The organism is Streptomyces sp. NPDC047981, from assembly GCF_040653315.1.
Classification (GTDB): domain Bacteria; phylum Actinomycetota; class Actinomycetes; order Streptomycetales; family Streptomycetaceae; genus Streptomyces.
Genome location: NZ_JBEZNQ010000015.1, coordinates 84,817 through 104,517, shown reverse-complemented (window position 1 = coordinate 104,517; position 19,701 = coordinate 84,817). Strand labels below are relative to the sequence as shown.

The window sequence follows — 19,701 nt, the reverse complement described above, 5'->3', positions numbered from 1 at the left end:
CACCGCCAGCCATGTCGAGGGCACCATGACCGACCCCTTCGGCTTCCTCCGCACTCCCCGGCGACCGGCCCCCTCCAGACCCCCTGACGAACGCGTCGGAGACTGGAACGAGGTGCACACGGGCCAGCCGCTGTTGCCCGTGGTCTCCGCCCAGGCCGGCCGGTGCATGGACTGCGGTGTGCCCTTCTGCCACGGTGGCTGCCCGCTCGGCAACCTCATACCGGAGTGGAACGTGTACGCGGCCCACGGCGACTGGGCCACCGCCTCCGAACGGCTCCACGCCACCAACAACTTCCCCGACTTCACCGGTCGGCTCTGTCCCGCACCCTGCGAGGACGCCTGTGTGCTCGCCCTCACCGGCGAACCGGTGACGATCAAGAACGTCGAGCAGGCGATCGCCGACCAGGCGTGGGCGCGCGGCCATGTGCGCCCGTTGCGGCCGACCCGGGTCTCAGGCCGCTCGGTCGCCGTCGTGGGATCGGGGCCCGCGGGGCTTGCGGCGGCGCAGCAACTCACCCGCGCGGGGCACGCGGTCACGGTGTACGAACGCGCCGACCGGGTCGGCGGGCTGCTCCGCTACGGCATCCCCGACTTCAAGATGTCCAAGGACCGGCTGGACGCCAGGATCGCGCAGATGGAGGAGGAGGGCACGTGCTTCCGCCCCGGCGTCGACGTCGGCCGTGATGTGGACACGGCCCGTATGAGGGCCTCGTACGACGCGGTGATCGTCGCCACGGGAGCCACGGAACCGCGGGACATCGACTGCCCCGGGCGTGTGCTGGGAGGTGTCCACCACGCCATGGAGTACCTCACGGCAGCCAACCGCTCGGCCGGTCCCCTCCCCGTACCCCTGCCCGCCGCGCTCTCCGCGCGCGGCAAGGACGTCGTGATCGTCGGAGGGGGCGACACGGGCTCCGACTGCCTCGGCACCGCCCTGCGCCAGGACGCGTCGTCCGTCGTCCAGGTGGACATCAACCCCCTGCCGAGCAAGGACCGTACGGTCGACGAACCGTGGCCGCTGGTCCATCCGAGGATCTACCGGATGTCCCACGCCCACGAGGAGGCGTGTGCCCGCGACGGTGCCGACCCCAGGGCCTTCGCCTCCGTCACCGTCCGCTTCGACGGTGACGGGTCGGGACAGGTGGTGGCCGTGGTGCTGCACGAGGTCGAACCGGCGAGCAGGCGCCCGCTGCCGGGCACGGCCCGCGTCCTTCCGGCCCAGCTGGTGCTGCTCGCCCTCGGCTTTCGCGGCCCTCGCCAGGATCCTGGCCTCACCGGCCCCCTGGGTCTCACGGCCGACGCCGGCGGGACCTTCGCGCGGACCCCGGATTTCGCCGCGCTCGCACCGACGGCGGCGGCGCCGCCGGGTGGGCAGGAATCCGTCGGCGTCTTCGTCGCCGGCGACGCCGGGCGGGGTCCTTCCCTCGTCGTCTGGGCCATCGCCGAGGGCAGAGCGGCCGCTGCCGCCGCCGACCGGTTTCTGCGCGGCCGCACCGAGCTCCCGGCCCCCGTCAGGGCCACGGACCGTCCGCTCGCGTGACCCGACGATCGCCGTTCGCCGATCCGTCATCCGCGCCCCGCACGGCAACGAATCCCTCACACAGGCAGTCTCGCCTCCTGGGAGCGGTCATGACCCTCACCGCCCCGAGCCGCACTCACCCGGCTGGCCCGGCCACGCGGCACACCCCCGCCACAGACGGCAGAGTCGGACGGGTCGGACCGGTCGGACCGGTCGGACCGGTCGGACGGGTCGGGCCACCCCGAGCGGGTCGACTCGGCCGCAGCGCCCCGACGAGCGACCACCAGAGGCACGATGGAGGACGAGGACGCCCCTTGCCGCACGCATCCGGACCGGACTCCGACGTCGACGCCCTGCTCCTCCGCGCCGCGGATGGTGACCAGGAGGCGTTCGCCGGTGTCTACGACGCGCTGTCCCAGCCGGTGATGGGGCTGGCGTGCCGGGTGCTGCGGAACCCGGCCCAGGCCGAGGAGGTGACGCAGGACGTCATGATCGAGGTGTGGCGGACGGCGGACCGCTTCCGGCCCGACCGGGGAACGGCGAAGTCATGGGTGCTCACCCTCGCTCACCGGCGGGCCGTGGACCGCGTGCGATCCGTCCGGGCCGGTTCGGACCGCGAGCTGCGTGCCGCGCTGTTGTCGGCCGACCGGGAGTTCGACCAGGTCGCCGAGACCGTCGAAGGCCGCGACGAGCAGCGCCGTGTCCACCGCTGCCTGGAGGCCCTGGCCCGCCTCCAGCGCGTGCCGCTGGTGCTCGCCTACTACCAGGGCATGACGTACGTCGAAGTGGCGCACTCCCTTTCCACCCCCGAGGGCACGGTGAAGTCCCGTATGCGCACCGGCCTCCATCAGCTGCGCGACTGCCTGGAGGCCGGCTCATGACGCCACCGGAGGATCCGCACCTCGATGCCGCCGCGTACGTGCTGCACGCGCTGCCGCCCGCGGAGGAGGCCGCGTTCGAGAACCACCTCGCCGGCTGCGAGGCCTGCCGCCGGGACGTCGCCGAGTTCGGGCGGACCACCGCCGCTCTCGCCTCCGACGAGACCGCACCGGTGCCCGAGGAGCTGCGGGCCCATGTCCTGCAGCAGGTCTCCCGCACGGCGCAGGACGGGCGCCCACGCTCGCACGGCGCCACGCCTCCGGACGGCAGCTCCGCCGGCCGGCAGGACCGGAAGGACCTGAGGGATCTCAAGGATGTGAAGGGCCGGAAAGGCTGGAAAGGACGGAAGGGCCTGCGTCTGGCGCTCGCCGCGAGCGTCGCCGCGGCGGCCACGCTCGGCGCTGTCGCCGCGTGGCAGCACTCGGAGGCCGAGGATGCGCGCGCCCGGGCAGCCCAGGCGCAGGAGCAGGCCCGCGCGGCGAGCGGCGCCTTCGCGGAAGTCCTCACCGCCCCCGACGCCACCGTGCACACCGGCGAGTTGGCCGGCGGGGCGGACGCGGCGGTCGTCGTCTCCCGCGAGCAGGCCCGGTCCGCGTTCACCGCCCGCGGCCTCCCGGCACTGCCGAGCGACAAGGTGTACGAACTCTGGTACGCGGGTGAGGCCGGCGACTACCGTCCCGCGGGCCTCCTGGCCGCCGCCGGCGACCGGGCGGCGCGCGTCCTCGAGGGTCCCTTGGGCGACGCGGTCGCCGTCTGCCTCACCGTCGAACCCGCGGGCGGCTCCGCCCGGCCGACGACCGAACCCCTCGGTGTCATCCCGATCGACGCGTGATCACGCGTCGATCGGTGGCGACGACGGAGCTACGAGTGGTCGCGCTTGAGGGAGTCCCTGATGCCTTCGGCCCGGTGTCGCACGCTCGTCATCGTCTGACGGATCCTGGCTTTCGCCTGGTCCGTCCTGCCCTCGGCCTCCAGGCGCTCGTGCCCGGTGACCTTTCCGGCGATCTCTTTGATCCTGCCCTTGGCCTTGTCCATGGCGGCACTCATGCCCGTGCTCCCTCCCGTCACAGGGATCCGTACCGTCCACGCTAGTTTCGGGGACCCCAGGGCGCTCGCCGACGAGGCACCCCACAACAGGCAAAAATCGCCCAAAAGCTTCGTCAGGGCGCAGAATAGACTTGAGGGGTCCGTGCACCGGCGTGGGCCGTCGGGGAGTGACTGGCGTGCTTGAGGTCCCGGTCTGGCTGTGGGTGGCGTTCGCCGCGACGGTGCTGGTGTCACTGGCGGTGGACCTCCTGGCGCACCGCACCGCTCATGTCATCGGCTTCAAGGAAGCGGCCGCCTGGAGCGCACTGTGGGTGGGGCTCGCGCTGATCTTCGGCGGCGTCGTCTTCCTCGTCCTCGGGACGACCGCGGGCACGGAGTACACGACCGCGTGGCTCCTGGAGAAGAGCCTGTCGGTCGACAACCTCTTCGTCTTCGCCGTGATCTTCGCCTACTTCAAGGTGCCCCGCGCCTACCAGCACCGCGTGCTGTTCTTCGGGGTCATGGGGGCCCTGGTCTTCCGCGGGATCTTCCTCTCCCTCGGCGTCGCCGTGGTGAGCCGCTTCACCGCCGTGCTCTTCGTCTTCGCCGCCATCCTCTTCTGGAGCACGTACAAGCTCCTCAAGGACGAGCAGGAGAGCTTCGACCCGGGCAAGAGCCTCGCCGTGCGGATGCTGCGCAAGATCATGCCGGTCCGCGACGACTACGCCGGGATGAAGTTCTTCGTCAAGGAAGCCGGCAGACGCGTGGCCACCCCGCTCCTGGCGGTGGTGGCGGCGATCGAGGCGGCCGATCTCGTCTTCGCCGTCGACAGCGTTCCCGCCGTTCTCGCCGTCAGCGACGACGCCTTCATCGTCTATACCAGCAACGCCTTCGCCATCCTCGGGCTGCGGGCCCTGTACTTCATGCTCGCCGGTCTCCTGGACCGGTTCCACTACCTGAACAAGGGCCTGGCGATCATCCTCGCCTTCATCGGCGTCAAGCTCGTCCTTCAGGCGTCGCACAAGACGATCAGCACGAGCATCCCCGAGATCCCCTCACCGGTCAGTCTCGCGGTCATCGTCGTCGTCCTGGCGGGCTCGGTCGTCCTCAGTCTGCTCCGGCCCGCCCCGACGGCCTCTGCCACCGCCCCGGAGGAGCAGGAGCAGGAGGAGCGGGAGCCTCCTCGGGAGGAGGAGACCTGATCTCCTCCTCCCGGGAATACAGGGGCACCTTTCGTCCCGCTTTGCTGCCATTGGGCCTATTGTTAAAGAATGAGCAAAGCCGAGTTCGAGACAGGTCCCCAGGGAGCGCTTGTCTGCCCGGTCTGCAAGCAATCCGTGACCACGACAGTGAAACGACGGCACAAGACCCTCGGAGTCTTCGTGCCCGTGTGGCGGCCCGGCCCCTGCCACAACCCCGAGTGCCCCGAATACCTGGAGGACCCCGAGCACCCCGGACACGCCCAGCACCCCGAACACGCCGAGCACCTCGGAGAGCCGGAGCGCCACGGCGACCCGGAGCGCCCCGAGCAGCCCGAGCAGCCCGAGCATCAGGGCACGTGACGCGACCGAGAGCCGTCAGCGCGGTTCGACCTGGGCGTCGGCGTCGCCGTGCCGTTCGGCCCAGGTCTCCAGTGCCGCCTGGCAGGCGTGGTCGAGGTGGTGGACCCCGGAGAGGTCCAGGACCACCCGGCGGTCGTCGGGGAGGGCGTCCAGGCTGTCGAGTATCTGGGGCAGCCGCAGGAACGTGACCGTCCCCTGGAGCCGTACGCGGACGGCGCCTCGGCCGTCGTCGGTGTGCTCGATCCGCAGGTGGGAGGCCTCCCAGGCCGCCTTCACGACGGACAGGCCGAGGCCGATCAGGACTCCCTCGAACATGCCGACCGCGACGATCGCCGTCGCCGTGACCACGAGCACGAAGGCCTCGCCCCGGTGCCGGCGCCAGAGCGCCAGGACGCCCTTGAACGGGATGAGCTTCCAGCCGGCGTGCACGAGGATGCCCGCCAGGGCGGCCAGCGGGATGTACGCGAGCACGGCGGGCAGCAGGGCGACGAAGACCAACAGCCAGACGCCGTGGAGAACCCGGGACGCCTTCGTCCGGGCCCCGGCCTCGACGTTGGCCGAACTGCGCACGATGACCGCGGTGAGCGGCAGTGCGCCCAGCAGGCCGCACAGCGCGTTGCCGGAGCCCTGGGCGACGAGTTCCTTGTCGTAGTCCGTCCGGGGCCCCGAGTGGAGCCGGTCGACCGCCGCCGCGCTGAACAGTGACTCGGCGGAGGCGATCAGCGCGAACGCGAGGACCGTGCCGATGAGAGCCGGGTCGGCGAGCGAGGAGAGGGCATCGGAGTCCGGCAGGTTCACGGCCGCCGCCACGCCGCCCACCCGCACGGTCTCCACCGGAAGGCCGAACACGGCGGTCGCGAGGGCGGCCAGTCCGACCGCGACCAGGGCGCCGGGCACCGCCCGCACCCGGGCGGGCATCCGCCGCCAGCCGACGACGAGAAGGACCGTGCCGGCTCCGAGGGCGAGCGACACCAGGGCCGCGCGGCTCCCCAGGGCGTCGACGAGGGCGCCCGGCAGACCGGTGAGCTTGTCGAGGCCGGAGTCCGGGGCGGGCGTGCCCGCCGCCGCGTAGAGCTGCCCGGCGATGATGACCAGGCCGATGCCCGCGAGCATGCCCTCCACGACGGAGAGCGAGATCGCGCGGAACCAGCGGCCCCACCGAAGCAGCCCCATGGCGATCTGCAGCACACCGGCCGCCAGGACGATGACCCCGAGCGCGGCGAGTCCGAAGGTGCGGACCGCTTCGAGGACGAGCACGGTGAGGCCGGCGGCGGGACCGGACACCTGGAGGCTGCTGCCCCGCATGAGGCCGGTGACGATGCCTCCGACGATGCCGGTGATGAGACCCAGTTCGGCGGGCACCCCCGAGGCGACGGCGACACCGACACAGAGGGGGAGAGCGACGAGGAAGACGACGAGCGAGGCGGCGAAGTCCTGCCGCAGGAAGGGGAAGGACGGCATCAGGGATTCCTCCTGGCGCACCGCGGCGGGTGCGTCGGGCTGACAGGTCGGCGCGGGTGGTGCCGCCTGTCAGCAGAGGAAGACCTGAAGCGCGGAGGAGTCGTGGGCGGCCGGCGGTCTCGGCCGCGACTCCAGACCCGCGGTGCGCGCGGTCGACGAGTCCGTGCGCGGCGCGTCGCGGGTCACGAGAGGCTCAGGGCAGGGTGGGCCCGCGGGCGAGGCGGCGGCCCTCCGCCGGTCGCGGTGGAGGGCGGACCCCCTGGGCGCGTCGGCCTCACTCCCCCCGGCGTGCGCGGACTCGTACGCCGGGACGGCCGCGGACTGCTGGAGTCGGGGCTGCTGCGGCGCCGCGGGGCCGGCTGAGCCCGGCAGGACGCACGTGCCGCAAACCAGGGCGAGCACGAGAAGGAAGGTCGCGCGCAAGGCCACGGACAGGCGGACGGCCGGCATCGTGAACGCTCCTCCCTCCGGTCGCGCCCTCGCCCGAATTCACCAAAGCAAGCCCAAGGGCGAGTCAACGAAGAGTAATGCGCGCACGTGGACAGCGCCCCGCAACACCCGTGCCGTACGAAGGTTTTCGAATGGAATCAGCCTGATGTTGACGCGAACGGAGGCCTGGGAAGGGTCCGCGCCACGGACGTGTCGGCACCTCGGAAGAGTCCGCACGGCGGCAGTCCGTCAGGACCGGCTCAGGATTCGTCGGCCGCGGTCTCGGCGGCCGACGACGCTGCGCTCCTTCTGCGGTACACGAGCACCCCGCACACCGCGAGGAGGAGGACGGCCACGGCGGACACCCCGAGGGCGGTCCGCTCGGCGAAGAGCCTTCCCACCACTTCGAGTACGCCGATCCCCGCGGTGGCGTAGATCAGCGCCCAGGCCGCTCCGCCGACGAAGAGGGCGGGAAGGTAGCGCGACAGCGGCATGCGCATGGTGCCCGCGAGGAAGTTGACGGCGGTCTGGAAACCGACGGTCAGGAAGGAGACGGCCACCACGGGCGCGCCCCACCGCTGGATCGCCCGCTCGGCGCGCTGGAACTTCGCCGACGAGATCCGCTCGGCGTAGCGGCTGCGCCGGGCACCGGCACCGGCGAGCCATCCGACGGCGAACGTCCCGCCGGCGCGGAGCAGGACGATGACGTACAGGGCTCCTGCAGTGAGCGCGATCTTATCCACGGCGCCTCGTCTCGGGCGCCGGGCCACGGCCCGCGCCGGCGTTCACCCGCATCGGCGTCCCGCCCCGACGGGCGCACACCACGTACAAGCCAGGGTCACCGTCTCTCACCTGCGCCCCGCCCTTGTCCGTGTTGCTCTCTCGGTCCACATGCGCGGCACCGGGAACCCGACGCCGCGCGTCCGGCTCCGTATGCCGTGACAAGGCCAGCCTAACCAAACATCCATACGACGGATACGGGCACCGGGCCGGACCAGGAGGGCTCCGGACCTGGTCCGGATAGAGTGGCCGGGCTCCGGAGATCCGGAGCAAGGGGTGGGATGGGTGGGGAATGGCGAAGCATCGTTTGTCCAGAAGAGGTCGCTACATCGCTCTGGCGACGACGGGGGTCGTCGTGGTCGGCGGCGCCGGTGTCGCGGCGCAGACCTCGATGGCCGCCCCGGCGTGGCCGGCGCAGAAGACCTACACGGGCCGGGCCTTCGACGCCTGCACCGCGCCCTCGCTCACCGCGATGAAGGCGTGGAAGAAGGACGGCTACTACGGCGGCGTCGCCGTCTACATCGGTGGCAAGAACCGCGGCTGCGCCCAGCCCAACCTCACCAGGTCCTGGGTCAAGTCGGTCGACACTCTCGGCTGGCGGGTCATCCCGCTGTACGTCGGAGCCCAGCCGCCCTGCCAGAAGAGCCGGAACAAGGAGCGGTTCACCGCGGCCACCGCGACCTCGGTCGGCGTGAGCAACGCCAACGACGCGATCGCGAAGGCCTCGGCACTCGGCATGAAGGCCGGCAGCGCGATCTACCTCAACATGGAGTCGTACGACATCGCGGACAAGGCCTGCAACGACGCCACCCTGGCGTACGTGCGGGCCTTCACCAAGACCCTCCGCGCCAAGACCTACCGCGCGGGCCTGTACGGCTTCAGCACCTCCAGCGCCAAGGCGATCGCCACCGCCAAGGACCGTACCGACCTGCCGGGCAACCTCTGGTACGCCCTGTGGAACGGCCAGGAGACCACCACCAAGGACTGGCCCTGGAACCCGAAGCTGTACACCGACCACAGCCGGGGCCACCAGTACAAGGCCAACAGCAAGGAGACCCGCGGCGGTCACACCATCAACGTCGACCGCAACGCCTGGGACGCTCCCGTCGCCATCGTCGGCTGACCGGCGGCCTCACCGCGGCCCCTGCCGGGGGCCGCGGTGTCAGCGGCTGCGGGAGTTGTAGACGCGCATCGCGATCGGCATGAAGACGGCCGTGATCCCCGCGGCCCAGATCAGTGACCACATGACGGCCGACGCGACCGGGGTGCCCAGCAGGAGGCCTCGGAACGCGTCGGACAGGTGCGTGACGGGGTTGACCTCGACCCACGCCTGGAGCCACCCCGGCATCGTGTCGACGCGCACGAAGGCGCTGCTCGTGAAGGTGATCGGGAAGATGATCGTGAAGGCGAAGACCTGCACCTTCTCCGCGTCGCCCGCGAGCATGCCGATCAGTACGGCGGTCCAGGAGACGGCGGCGGCGAAGGTCAGGAGGAGCAGCGTCGCGCCGAGGAATCCGAGGGCGCTGCCGGTGATCGTGAACCCGAGCAGGGTGCCGAGGCCGATCATGAGCAGCATCGCCCAGAGCTGCTTCGCCAGGTCGGCGGCGATGCGTCCGTACAGCGGCGCGGCCCGTGCGATCGGGAGGCTGCGCAGCCGGTCGAACACGCCCTTCGTCAGGTCGGCGTTGAGCGACATCGCGGTGTACATGCTCATGAACAGGGTGTTCTGCACGATGATCCCGGCCAGGGCGTACTGCAGGTAGTCCTGCGGAGAGCCGGCCATCTGTCCGCCGAAGACGAAGGTGAAGAGGAAGACGAACATGATCGGCGTGATGCTGTAGTCGACGAGCTCCAGCGGGTTGTGCTTGACCGAGATCAGGCTCCGCCAGGCCATGGTGGCCGTCTGCCGCAGCGCCGCGCCCACGTGGACGCGGTTGCCTCCGCGGGCGGCGGTCTCCGTGAGGTCCATGCCGGTCATGACGGGCTCCCTGTGGAGGCGTAGTCGTCGTCGGACGTCGCCGGGTCGTCCGCCTGTGCCTTGTGACCCGTCAGGGCCAGGAACACCTCGTCGAGGGAGGAGCGACGCAGGGTGAGCTCGCCCACGGCGATGCCCGCGTCGTCGAGACGGCGCACCACGCGGGGCATGAGCGTCTCGCTGGCGACGGGGGCGATGACGCGGTGGTCCTCGATCGCGGTCTGCTGGCCGGCCTCCTCCGCCACGAGCGCGCGGACCCGTGCCAGATCGGCCGCGGCGACCGGCCGTACGTTCAGCACCTGCCCTCCGACCTGCGTCTTCAGCTCGTCTGGGGTGCCCTGGGCGATCACGGTGCCCTGGTCGACGACGACGATGTTGTCGGAGAGACGGTCCGCCTCGTCCAGATACTGCGTGGTCAGCAGCGTGGTCATGCCCTCGGACACCAGATCGCGCAGCATCCCCCAGACCTCGCCGCGGCTGTGCGGGTCGAGCCCGGTGGTCGGCTCGTCGAGGAAGAGGATGCGGGGCCGCCCCACCAGGCTCGCCGCGAGGTCGAGGCGCCGTCTCATCCCGCCCGAGTACGTCTTCACGGCGCGCCCCGCGGCGTCCTCCAGGTGGAAGCGCCGGAGCAGATCGGCCGACCTCGCCCGCGCCTCGGGGCGCGGCATACCCAGCAGACGGCCGATCATCACCAGGTTCTCGGTGCCGGTCATGTTGTCGTCCACCGCGGAGAACTGGCCGGTGAGGCCGATCAGGGACCGGACCTGGCGGGCCTGGCTCACCACTTCGTACCCACCGACCTCGGCACGGCCCCCGTCGGGGAGCAGCAGCGTGGCGAAGATCCGGACCGCCGTCGTCTTGCCGGCACCGTTGGGTCCCAGCAGGCCCAGGACGGTGCCTTGCGGGACCTCGAGATCGATGCCCTTGAGTGCGACGGTCCCCTTGAACCGCTTGGTGAGGCCTTCCGCCCGAATCGCGTGTGTCATGGGGTCACCCCGCTCGTCGAGGAATCACCTCTTCCACTGTGCCCGACGCCTCTGACACTCACCGACCGAGGAGGGCGCACGGGGGGTCCGTGGCGGCCAGGGGCCGCTGCTGAGCCCATGCGTCGACCGGCGAGGTGCCTCCCGCGCGTGGCGAGGGGCACGCGGCCGGGGCGATCAGGGTGCTGCCGTACCGGCCGTGGGCGTGGGCCAGGCGATGCGGCGGGAGCCCGCGGGGCGCGCTGTGCGGCCGAATCCGCCGCCTCGGTCACAGAGCGCGACCGCCGTGTGTCAGACGAGGTCCAGGAGTTGCTTGTGCGTTCCGGCGAAGCCGCTGCACGCGTCGACGAGTCGTATCTCCATGGTCCAATGAGCTCGGAACCCCGCGTGGTCCGTGCGGCGCAGCGGCTTGTCGTTCTCCGGGGCTATGAACTCCTCCCCTCGCACCGCCGCGGTGGCGCCCTCGGCCGCCGTGCCCGTCAGGCGGCCGACGTGCCACGTGCCCAGATCCCAGCCCGCCTTGAGGGCGAAGGCGCTTACCTCGGCGTGCAGTTGACCGCCCGTGATGGTCTCGTCCCCCCGGAACGCCCCCCGGCTGTCCCTGAACACCCCGTACAGATCCCCGACGAGCCGACGCTGTCCGGGGTCCTCGCCGAAGGCCACCGTCCGGGCGAAGCCGGTCTCGTGACCGACCATCAGCGGGCTGAGATCCACCACCACGAGGTCGTCCACTCCGATCGCTCGATCCGGGATCCGCTGCCCGGTCGGGAGCACCGTGTGAGGCCCGGACCGCACGAGCCGCCCCGGGCCCGACAGCATCGGACCCGCGACGTCCCGGGCGATGCCGCGGATCGCGCTCTCGGCCTCGCTCTCGGAGCGCCCCGGGGTGATCGCGCCCTCCTCCATCGCTCGGTCGAACACGGCCCGCGCCATGCGCTCGGCCTCCAGCAGTCGGAGCACCCGCAGCCGCTCGTCCATCCGGTCGCGTACCGTCATCGCGCCCTTCCTCATCCGGGGTCTCCCACCGCGACGGCCGCCCGGTGACGAGCGGGGCAGAGGGTGGTGACACCTGCCTCCTCACATGGCCGGGCCGAACGTAGCACCGCGGACACGGCCCGATTGAGTGGTCAATCCCCAGAGGATTCCGGCGAGTTGCCCCCTATGACCTTGGTCGAATCACCAGGTGGACCTCCCCCGACGGCAGCGGCTGTCAACTGCACATCAGCGCCGCGCGCAGGTCGAGTCTGTGGTCGAGTCGGGACAGGTCCCGGCCGGTGAGGCCCTCGATGCGCTCGATGCGGTAGTGGACCGTGTTCACGTGGAGGTGCAGGGCGTCGGCCGTCCTGGCCCACGAACAGTTGTGGTCCAGGAACACCTTCAGGGTCTCCAGGAGCATGGCGCGGGAACCCTGGTCGGCTTCAAGCAACGGGCCGAGCACCGTGTCCACGTACACCCCGCGCACACGGTCCGGGATGCCGGCCAGGAGCGTCTCCAGGTCGGCGAGGTCCGCGAGCCCCGCCACCCGCGCCGTCGACGACGCCGTCGCTCGGGCCCCGGCCAGCGCGTAGCGGGCCTGGGCGAGGGCGTCGGCGAGTTCGGCGGGGTTGCCGACGGGGTCACTGACGCCCGCGTGCAGGGCGGCGCCGGGCAGGCAGGCGTGGACCAGCCGCCACACCTCGGTCAGCCCCGCCCGTACGTCGAAGCCGAGGCCCGGCTCATGTGCCAGCACCGCGACGGCCTCGCCTTCCGGACGCTCCGAGACGGCGAACGCGGCCACCCGCTGATGGCTGAGCGCCTCCGCGAGCGCCGCCGCGGCTCCAAGGGCTTCCGGGCTCGCAAGGGCGGCGACCACCACGGTGTACGTGGCTGCGACAGGGAGGCCGCACGCGCGCAGCGCGTCCTCCAGGCCGTGCACCTCGCCGTGTCCGGCGCTCACCCGCTTCACGAGTTCCTCGTGGGCCTGCTTCCGCGCCGCCCTCTGCTGTTCCTGCCGTCGGCGATGACGGCCGAGCAACTCGGCGATCTCGTGCAGAACTCTGGGCGGCACCTGGCCGTCCTCCGGAACGTACAGGTGCCAGGAGTCGAAGACCGTGTCGTCCGCGTCGATGCGCACGGTCGCGCCCTGCCGGCCGTGCACCGCCTCCGCCGCGCGCCGGGCGGGGAGTTCGGCCGCGGTCGCGGTCCTGGCGACCGTACGGCCGCTGCCCGTGAGGAGATGACATTCGGGAACGCCGAGGAAGGCGAAGGCCCGGTCGAGCAACTCAGCCGCCGGCGCCCCGCGTTCCAAGGCCCGGTCCAGGTCCACGCGTACGTTCTCCGGCAGCGCGAAGTGGTCCGTCGGACGGCGACTGAGCTCACCCCACTGCCGGAGGTAGACGGCCTCGGTGATCGCCCGGAAGGTCGTGTGCGCCGGGACGGCGAGCAGGGCGATCCGGTGCCTGCGGCAGGCGGTCACCAGCTCGTCCGGCACTTCGCCGTGCGTCTCCTCTCCCGCGAGCAGGGCCACCGCGCCCGCCTCGCGCAGCGCCGAGACGAACCGGTCCGCCTTCACCGCCTCGTCCTCACGCCCCCACCACACGAGCCCGCTGAGCACGATCTCGCCCGGCTGCAGAAACCGGGCGGGATCCTCCAGGTCCGTCGCCGTGACGCCGCCGATCTCCTGACCCAGCAGCGTCTCCTCTCCCCAGACCAGGGAGAGGTCGAGCCGGTCGAGACGGAGAAGATGATCGACTTGCATAGGGGCTCCTTGCGTACCTGCGATCCGGACCCGCCTCTCACAATCACTAAGCGGGAACGAGTTCAAGCATCGTAGATGCGAAGGCACCACGGCGAAACACCTCTTAGATCATCACCCAGAAGATGAGGGCCGAGCCTGGAGGATCTCCGCGCGCCACAGATGGACGGAGCAGTCGCGGTACGCCGGAGGCCATGCGCCGGTCCTGCTCGCGACGCGCATGGACGGCGAGGAGCTCGATGCGGCCGACCTGCCCCTTCGTGGCTTTCTCCAACACCACTCGCATCCGCGATGGAGGGTCACACGGATTTGTTGCAGATAAGAGCTGATCCGGCCTACGGTGTCGCACATGCAGTCCTACACCATCGGGCAGGCCGCACGGCTTCTGGGCGTGAGCCCCGACACCGCGCGGCGCTGGGCGGACGCGGGCAGGGTCGCGACCCATCGCGACGAGAGCGGACGGCGCGTCATCGACGGCAAGTCCCTCGCCGCGTTCTCCATGGAGGTCGCCCAGAGCGGCGGCGAGGACGACGCGTCCTACACCTCGGCCCGCAACGCGTTCCCGGGCATCGTCACTGGGATCAAGCTCGGTGACATCGCCGCCCAGGTCACCATCCAGGCCGGCCCCCACCGACTGGTCTCCCTCCTCACCCGCGAGGCCGTCGAAGAACTCGGACTCGAAGTCGGCATGCAGGCCACCGCCCGCGTGAAGTCGACCAGCGTGCACATCGACCGCACCTGAACCACCCCTCACGCAGCACCCGCAGACCCCGGCCGCCACCACGGCCCGCCTCCCGCCGCATCTTCCGCTCGCCCTCAAGGAGTTACGACCCTCATGACCCTCGACATCACCCTCACCAGACGCCGTGTCGCCGCAGCCGCCCTCACCGCCGCGCTGCTCGTCCCGCTCACCGCCTGCGGCAACGAGGACCCCAAGAAGGACACCGCCGGCTCCACCGCCTCCGGTTCGGCGAGCGCCGCGCCCAAGGCGAACCTGACCGTGCTGGCCGCCGCCTCCCTGACCAACGTCTTCAAGACCGCGGGCGTGGCCTACGAGAAGGCCAACCCCGGCACCAAGGTCACCTTCTCCTTCGCCGGCTCCCAGGAACTCGTCGCCCAGGTCTCCCAGGGCTCGCCCGCCGACGTCCTGGTCACCGCCGACACCAAGAGCATGGACAAGGTCGAGGGCGACACCGGCACCCCGGCGATCATCGCCAAGAACCGGCTCGTCATCGCCACCGGCGAAGGCAACCCGCTCAAGGTCGACGACCTCAAGGACCTCGCCGACACCAAGCTCAAGGTCGTCCTCGCCGCCCCCGAGGTCCCGGCCGGCAAGTACAGCAAGCAGATCCTCGACGCCCAGAAGATCACGGTGAAGCCGGTCTCCCAGGAGCCCAACGTGCGCGCCGTGCTGAGCAAGGTCGAACTCGGCGAAGCGGACGCGGGCCTCGTCTACAAGACCGACGCCGAGAGCGCCAAGGACAAGGTCGACGCCGTCGCCATCCCGGACGCGCAGAACGCCATCGCCCAGTACCCCGCCGCCACCCTCAAGGACTCCAAGAACGCCGAGGCGGCCGCCGCCTTCGTCGCCTGGCTCTCCTCACCCGAGGGCCAGAAGATCCTCCAGGACGCCGGCTTCGAGAAGCCGTAACGTAGCGAGATCACTCAGATCGTGAGGGGCTGCCCGTACCGGGGGGACGGGCAGCCCCTCATCCCTTGTCCTCATTCTCTGCGGGGTCACCGATGAAACGAGCAGGCGCGCGTACGCCCGGCGCACGTCCCCCTCTCACGCTTGCGCTGCCCGCGCTGCTGGCCGTGGCCTTCCTGACGCTGCCGCTGCTCGGGATCCTCGTACGGACCGAGTGGGGCGAGCTCGCCGACCACCTGTCCTCGCCGGGGACCGTCGAGGCGCTCAAGCTGTCGCTCGTCGTCTCCTTCTGGGCGCTGGGTCTTTCGCTGCTGCTCGGAGTGCCGCTCGCCTGGCTGCTCGCCCGGGTGCCCTTCCCGGGCAAGGCGTTCGTCCGCTCCCTCGTCCTGCTGCCGATGGTCCTTCCGCCCACCGTCGGCGGTGTCGCCCTGCTCCTCGCCTTCGGCCGACGCGGGCTCCTCGGGCCGTGGCTGGAGAACACCTTCGACATCACGCTGCCGTTCCACACGTCCGGCGCGGTCCTCGCCGCCACCTTCGTCGCGATGCCGTTCCTCGTCATCAGCCTCGAAGGCGCGCTCGGCGGGCTGCGGCCCCGTTACGAGGAGACGGCGGCCTCCCTCGGCGCCTCGCCGGTACGCGTCTTCTTCACCGTCACCCTGCCCATGGTGGCGCCCGGTGTCATCGCGGGCGCGGCCCTCACCTGGGCCCGCGCGCTCGGCGAGTTCGGCGCCACCATCACCTTCGCCGGCAACCTCCCCGGCACGACCCAGACCCTCCCCCTCCAGGTCTACCTGCTCCTCCAGGACGAGCCCGAGGCCGCCACATCCGTCTCCCTGCTCCTCCTCGCCATCGCCATGGGCGTCCTGATCGCCCTGCGCGGACGGTGGACCGGCACCCCGATCGACCGGCCTCGCCGTACCACTCCGGAAGTCGCCACGGACCCGATCGCGCCCGAGCCGACAGTCGAGGTCCCCCCGCCCGCGCCCTCCGGCGAACGCTGGTCCCTGCACGCCGAGGTCACCGGCTTCACCCACCTCACCCTGGACGCCGAGCCCGGCACCACGATCGCCGTCGTCGGCCCCAACGGCGCCGGCAAGACCACGCTGCTCCGCGCCCTGCTCGGGCTCACCCCCCGCGCCCACGCCGACCTGGCCCTCGGCGACACCGACGTCACCGCACTCCCCCCGCACCGCAGGCGCGTCGCGTGGGTGCCGCAGGACGGGGCCCTGTTCCCGCACATGACGGCCCTCGCCAACACCGCCTACGGGCTGCGCGCGCAGGGGGTCTCCCGCGCCGAGGCCCGTCGGGCGGCGCAGAGCTGGCTCGACCGTCTGGGGGTCGGTCACCTGGCCCACCGCAGGCCGACCCAACTCTCCGGCGGACAGGCCCAGCGCGTCGCCCTGGCCCGTGCCCTGGCGGCCCGGCCCCGGCTGCTGGTGCTCGACGAGCCGCTCGCGGCGCTCGACCAGACCACGCGCGCCCATGTGCGTCATACCTTGCGCGCGCACCTCGCCGGGTTCCCCGGTGTCTGTCTGATCGTCACCCACGACCCCGTCGAGGCGGTGTCCCTCGCCGACCGCGTCCTGGTCCTCGACGAGGGCCGCGCCCTCCAGGACGCCGCGCCCGCAGAAGTGACCCGGCACCCCCGATCCCCCTGGGTGGCAAGGATGCTAGGACGCAACGCCTGGCCGGGCACGGCCACGCCGGAGGGCCTCGCGCTCGACGGCGGCGGCCTCCTGGTCGCTCTGGACCCGCCACCGACCGGCACCCCGGCGCTGGCGATCGTGGCGCCCGAGGCGGTCTCCGTCCACCGCGAGAAGCCCACGGGCAGCCCCCGTAACGTCTGGCCCGGCACCGTACGCGAGATCACCGCCAGCGGCAGTCGGCTGCGGGTCCTGATCACCTCCGAGCAGGCACCGGACCTCGTCGCCGAGATCACCCCGCAGGCCGCCGCCGAACTCGGCCTCGCCGACGGTGTGTCCGTATGGACCAGTGTCAAGGCGACCGAGGCCACGGTCGTGCCCCTCTGACCCCGCCGGCACCCGTCCGGAGATTGCGAGAACGACATGACGGAGAGCGGCTCCCCCCAGCGTGCGTGACTGGCTGCGGGGCATCGAGGTGTTCGCCCGGCCGATGCCCGAGTTCGCCACGGACCGTGCGCCGGCCGAGCCGTCGGAGCTGTTCCTCGCGTGGCTGACGGACGCCGTCGAGGCCGGGGTGCCCGACCCGCACGCCATGACGCTGTCCACTGTCGACGAGGCGGGCGATCCTGATGCCCGGGTGCTGATCCTGAAGGACGTGGGCCCCGAGGGGTTCCGCTTCGCGGGCCACGCCGCCAGCCCCAAGGGCATCCAGCTCACCGGGACGCCCCGCGCCGCGCTCACCTTCTACTGGGCGGAGTTCGGGCGTCAGGTCCGCGTCCGGGGCGCGGTCCGGCCCGCGCCCGCCGACCGTTCGGCCGCCGACTTCCTCGCCCGCTCGCCCACCGCGAGGGCCGAGGCCCTGCTCGGCCGGCAGAGTCGCTACCTCGTCGACCCGGACGTGGGCGAGCGGGCGCTGCGGGACAGCCTCGCCCGGATCGAGGCGGAACCGGGGCTCGTCGAGCCCGCCTGGACCCTCTACACCGTCCAGCCGGACGTGGTCGAGTTCTGGCAGGCCGCGGCGACCCGCGTCCACATCCGGCTGCGGTACGAGAAGGAAGGCGCCGGCTGGCAGCGTCGACCGCTCTGGTGATCAGGCCGAGGCGAGGGAGATCTCGGTCGACTTGATCAGGGCCACGACGGAGGAGCCGGCGTTCAGACCGAGGTCCTCGACGGCGTCCTTGGTGATGGCCGCGGTCAGTTCACCGCCGTCGACGGTGACCTTCACGGAGCCCATCGCGCCGCCCGTCGACACCTCGGTGACGGAGCCGGCGAGCTGGTTGCGGATGGAGATGCCGTCGACGGGGCCGGTCGCGAGGGCGACCTCGGTCGACTTCACCAGGGCCTTGACCGCGGAACCCTCGGCCAGGCCCAGCTCCTTGACGGCGTCGGCGGTGATGGCGGCGGTGATGTTCTGACCGCCGGCCAGGCGCACCTTCACGGACGCCATGGCCTCACCGGTGGTGACGGCGGTGACGGTTCCGGGGAGCTGGTTGCGAATGGACAGGGTCATGGGGAACACGCCTCACAAAGCCGGGGAGAGGAACAGTCGTGACTTCTGTGACCTGCTTCCCGAACGACGCTACCGGAGCGGGAAATACCTTCCGCGAACCGCGTCGCATCCACCAGCCGAATGGACGTCATTCCCTCGCGCATTCCGCAGGGGCCTCCCGACTCCTGATCCAGGATTCGTTCCCCGCCTGCGAGCGGCGCGTCGACTTTCGGGCAGCCCCCACAGCAGGTGGCTACCGCATAAGCGAGATCTCAACGCGTTCCTGCCTCGCAGATGTACCCCTAGGACGCGCTTCCTCCTCTTGGATGATCGACTGTACCTACACCCCCGAGCGAAGCCGATCTCTGTGGCTGAATCCAATCGCTCCGACGGGGTCGGGCCTGGTTGACTCGCTCGTGCCGGTCCAGCGCGGAGGAGTGGCTCTCGCCGCGCCGGGGCAACCGGCCAGGAGGGCCCTGCGCGTCGTTCCGCGATGTCGGCGCGCAGGGGCTCGCCGAAGGCGGCCCGACCATGCCCCCCTTGAGCCGCCCCGTGGGCCGCTCCCCTGGCGACACATCCAAAGAGTCGAACCACATCTGCGCACTGGATTAGGCGATCGACCAAGCATTCGTGAGCTGATTGCACTCTGCGGGCAGCATATGCAGGATGGACAGCGCGGCTGCCGTCGCGGAAGCCGCCGATCAGGTCGCCGACGCGCCGGCCTTGCGTCCGCTCCCCGCTGTTCCTGCTCACAAGGCGAGGTAAGGCAGATGACGACACGTTCGCACGACGGTAGCGCCGGCGACGTCGACTACGGCGCGATCGGGTCCGGGTACGCCACCTACCGGCGCCCCGACGGACGCATCGCCCGACAGATCGCCCAGGCCCTGGGAGCGGCGCGCACCGTCCTCAACGTCGGGGCGGGGGCGGGCTCGTACGAGAACGTCGGCGGCATCGTGACGGCTGTCGAGCCGTCGGCCTCGATGCGCGCCCAACGGCCGACCGGACTCCCCCGTGCCGTCGACGCCGTCGCCGAGGACCTGCCGTTCGCCGACGGGGAGTTCGACTCGGCGATGACCATGTTCAGCGTCCACCAGTGGAGCGACGTGACCGCCGGACTGCGCGAGATGCGGCGCGTGGCCGTCGGACCCGTGGTGGTGCTGACCTGCGACCCCGCACTCGTACGGAACTTCTGGCTGTACGCGTACGCGCCCGAGGTCCTCGACACCGAGGCGCGCCGCTACCCTCCCCTCGACGAGATCACCGCCGCCCTCGGCGGAACGGTCACCGTCGAGGCCGTGCCGATTCCGCTCGACTGCACGGACGGCTTCAACGAGGCGTACTACGGGCGCCCCGAGATACTTCTCGACCCCGCCGCCCGCCAGGCGTGCTCCGCTTGGAGCTTCGTCGGCGACGACACCCGCGAACACTTCGACCGCACTCTGCGCCGCGACCTCGACTCCGGCACCTGGGACGAGCGCTTCGGTCACCTGCGCACGCAGCCGACGTACGAAGGCTCGCTCGTCATCGTCCGCGCGACGCCGTAGAGCGCCCAGCGTCCTGCCCGGCACGG

General features: G+C 71.4%; 19 protein-coding genes. 11 read left to right on the top strand and 8 right to left on the bottom strand.

Features of this window, described 5'->3' with window-relative positions; all coding sequences use genetic code 11:
• The first annotated feature begins 25 nt into the window (after window positions 1-25).
• From AB0E14_RS12150 to AB0E14_RS12140, 3 genes are all read left to right on the top strand, one after another.
• Window positions 26-1,540 carry a glutamate synthase subunit beta gene (locus tag AB0E14_RS12150; protein ID WP_362415297.1) on the top strand — a complete coding sequence of 505 codons (1,515 nt, stop codon included), beginning with the start codon at window positions 26-28 and terminating at the stop codon, window positions 1,538-1,540.
• A 293-nt stretch (window positions 1,541-1,833) separates the two neighbouring features.
• Window positions 1,834-2,400 carry an ECF RNA polymerase sigma factor SigK gene (gene sigK / locus AB0E14_RS12145; RefSeq protein ID WP_362415294.1) on the top strand — a complete coding sequence of 189 codons (567 nt, stop codon included), beginning with the start codon at window positions 1,834-1,836 and terminating at the stop codon, window positions 2,398-2,400.
• Complete coding sequence (locus AB0E14_RS12140) at window positions 2,397-3,230, top strand: anti-sigma factor (RefSeq protein WP_362415292.1); 834 nt, start codon at window positions 2,397-2,399, stop codon at window positions 3,228-3,230. The genes sigK and AB0E14_RS12140 overlap by 4 nt, the downstream gene beginning before the upstream one ends.
• Window positions 3,231-3,259: 29 nt before the next feature.
• Here the strand turns inward: AB0E14_RS12140 and AB0E14_RS12135 are convergent, their stop codons facing one another.
• Complete coding sequence (locus AB0E14_RS12135) at window positions 3,260-3,445, bottom strand: CsbD family protein (RefSeq protein ID WP_362415290.1); 186 nt, start codon at window positions 3,443-3,445, stop codon at window positions 3,260-3,262.
• A 176-nt stretch (window positions 3,446-3,621) separates the two neighbouring features.
• Here AB0E14_RS12135 and AB0E14_RS12130 point away from each other — a divergent pair, with 176 nt between their 5' ends.
• Both AB0E14_RS12130 and AB0E14_RS12125 read left to right on the top strand, forming a co-directional pair.
• Window positions 3,622-4,626 (top strand): TerC family protein, encoded by a 1,005-nt coding sequence (locus AB0E14_RS12130; RefSeq protein WP_362415288.1) that lies wholly within the window; start codon window positions 3,622-3,624, stop codon window positions 4,624-4,626.
• A gap of 69 nt (window positions 4,627-4,695) precedes the next feature.
• Complete coding sequence (locus AB0E14_RS12125; RefSeq protein ID WP_362415286.1) at window positions 4,696-4,986, top strand: hypothetical protein; 291 nt, start codon at window positions 4,696-4,698, stop codon at window positions 4,984-4,986.
• 15 nt (window positions 4,987-5,001) lie between these two features.
• Here the strand turns inward: AB0E14_RS12125 and AB0E14_RS12120 are convergent, their stop codons facing one another.
• Window positions 5,002-6,447: a SulP family inorganic anion transporter gene (locus AB0E14_RS12120; protein ID WP_362415284.1), complete on the bottom strand. Its 1,446-nt coding sequence runs from the start codon at window positions 6,445-6,447 to the stop codon at window positions 5,002-5,004.
• Window positions 6,448-7,136: 689 nt separating this feature from the next.
• Window positions 7,137-7,619 carry a VTT domain-containing protein gene (locus AB0E14_RS12115; protein WP_362415282.1) on the bottom strand — a complete coding sequence of 161 codons (483 nt, stop codon included), beginning with the start codon at window positions 7,617-7,619 and terminating at the stop codon, window positions 7,137-7,139.
• A gap of 329 nt (window positions 7,620-7,948) precedes the next feature.
• Between AB0E14_RS12115 and AB0E14_RS12110 the strand changes: the two genes are divergently transcribed.
• Window positions 7,949-8,779: a glycoside hydrolase domain-containing protein gene (locus AB0E14_RS12110; RefSeq protein ID WP_362415280.1), complete on the top strand. Its 831-nt coding sequence runs from the start codon at window positions 7,949-7,951 to the stop codon at window positions 8,777-8,779.
• A 39-nt stretch (window positions 8,780-8,818) separates the two neighbouring features.
• Here AB0E14_RS12110 and AB0E14_RS12105 read toward each other — a convergent pair whose 3' ends face one another.
• The 4 genes from AB0E14_RS12105 to AB0E14_RS12090 form a co-directional block, all read right to left on the bottom strand.
• Window positions 8,819-9,625, bottom strand: coding sequence for an ABC transporter permease (locus AB0E14_RS12105; RefSeq protein WP_362415335.1), 807 nt, complete (start codon window positions 9,623-9,625; stop codon window positions 8,819-8,821).
• Window positions 9,626-9,630: 5 nt separating this feature from the next.
• Window positions 9,631-10,617 carry an ATP-binding cassette domain-containing protein gene (locus tag AB0E14_RS12100; RefSeq protein WP_362415278.1) on the bottom strand — a complete coding sequence of 329 codons (987 nt, stop codon included), beginning with the start codon at window positions 10,615-10,617 and terminating at the stop codon, window positions 9,631-9,633.
• 288 nt (window positions 10,618-10,905) lie between these two features.
• The gene (locus AB0E14_RS12095; RefSeq protein WP_362415275.1) at window positions 10,906-11,610 is read right to left on the bottom strand and encodes a M24 family metallopeptidase; all 705 of its coding nucleotides are present in this window, start codon (window positions 11,608-11,610) and stop codon (window positions 10,906-10,908) included.
• A gap of 214 nt (window positions 11,611-11,824) precedes the next feature.
• Complete coding sequence (locus AB0E14_RS12090; protein ID WP_362415273.1) at window positions 11,825-13,351, bottom strand: helix-turn-helix domain-containing protein; 1,527 nt, start codon at window positions 13,349-13,351, stop codon at window positions 11,825-11,827.
• A 346-nt stretch (window positions 13,352-13,697) separates the two neighbouring features.
• Here AB0E14_RS12090 and AB0E14_RS12085 point away from each other — a divergent pair, with 346 nt between their 5' ends.
• From AB0E14_RS12085 to AB0E14_RS12070, 4 genes are all read left to right on the top strand, one after another.
• Window positions 13,698-14,090 (top strand): helix-turn-helix transcriptional regulator, encoded by a 393-nt coding sequence (locus tag AB0E14_RS12085; RefSeq protein ID WP_362415271.1) that lies wholly within the window; start codon window positions 13,698-13,700, stop codon window positions 14,088-14,090.
• A gap of 93 nt (window positions 14,091-14,183) precedes the next feature.
• Entirely contained in the window at window positions 14,184-14,999 is an 816-nt protein-coding gene (gene modA, locus AB0E14_RS12080) for a molybdate ABC transporter substrate-binding protein (protein ID WP_362415269.1), read from the top strand.
• A gap of 92 nt (window positions 15,000-15,091) precedes the next feature.
• Window positions 15,092-17,026, top strand: a complete 1,935-nt coding sequence (locus AB0E14_RS12075) for an ABC transporter permease (RefSeq protein ID WP_362415267.1) — start codon at window positions 15,092-15,094, stop codon at window positions 17,024-17,026.
• Window positions 17,027-17,129: 103 nt separating this feature from the next.
• Window positions 17,130-17,729: a pyridoxal 5'-phosphate synthase gene (locus tag AB0E14_RS12070; protein ID WP_362415333.1), complete on the top strand. Its 600-nt coding sequence runs from the start codon at window positions 17,130-17,132 to the stop codon at window positions 17,727-17,729.
• Here the strand turns inward: AB0E14_RS12070 and AB0E14_RS12065 are convergent, their stop codons facing one another.
• On the bottom strand, window positions 17,730-18,149 hold the full coding sequence (locus tag AB0E14_RS12065) for a TOBE domain-containing protein (RefSeq protein WP_362415265.1): 420 nt from the start codon (window positions 18,147-18,149) through the stop codon (window positions 17,730-17,732). It lies immediately after the preceding gene.
• A 749-nt stretch (window positions 18,150-18,898) separates the two neighbouring features.
• Here AB0E14_RS12065 and AB0E14_RS12060 point away from each other — a divergent pair.
• Complete coding sequence (locus AB0E14_RS12060) at window positions 18,899-19,675, top strand: methyltransferase domain-containing protein (RefSeq protein WP_362415263.1); 777 nt, start codon at window positions 18,899-18,901, stop codon at window positions 19,673-19,675.
• Window positions 19,676-19,701: the final 26 nt, after the last annotated feature.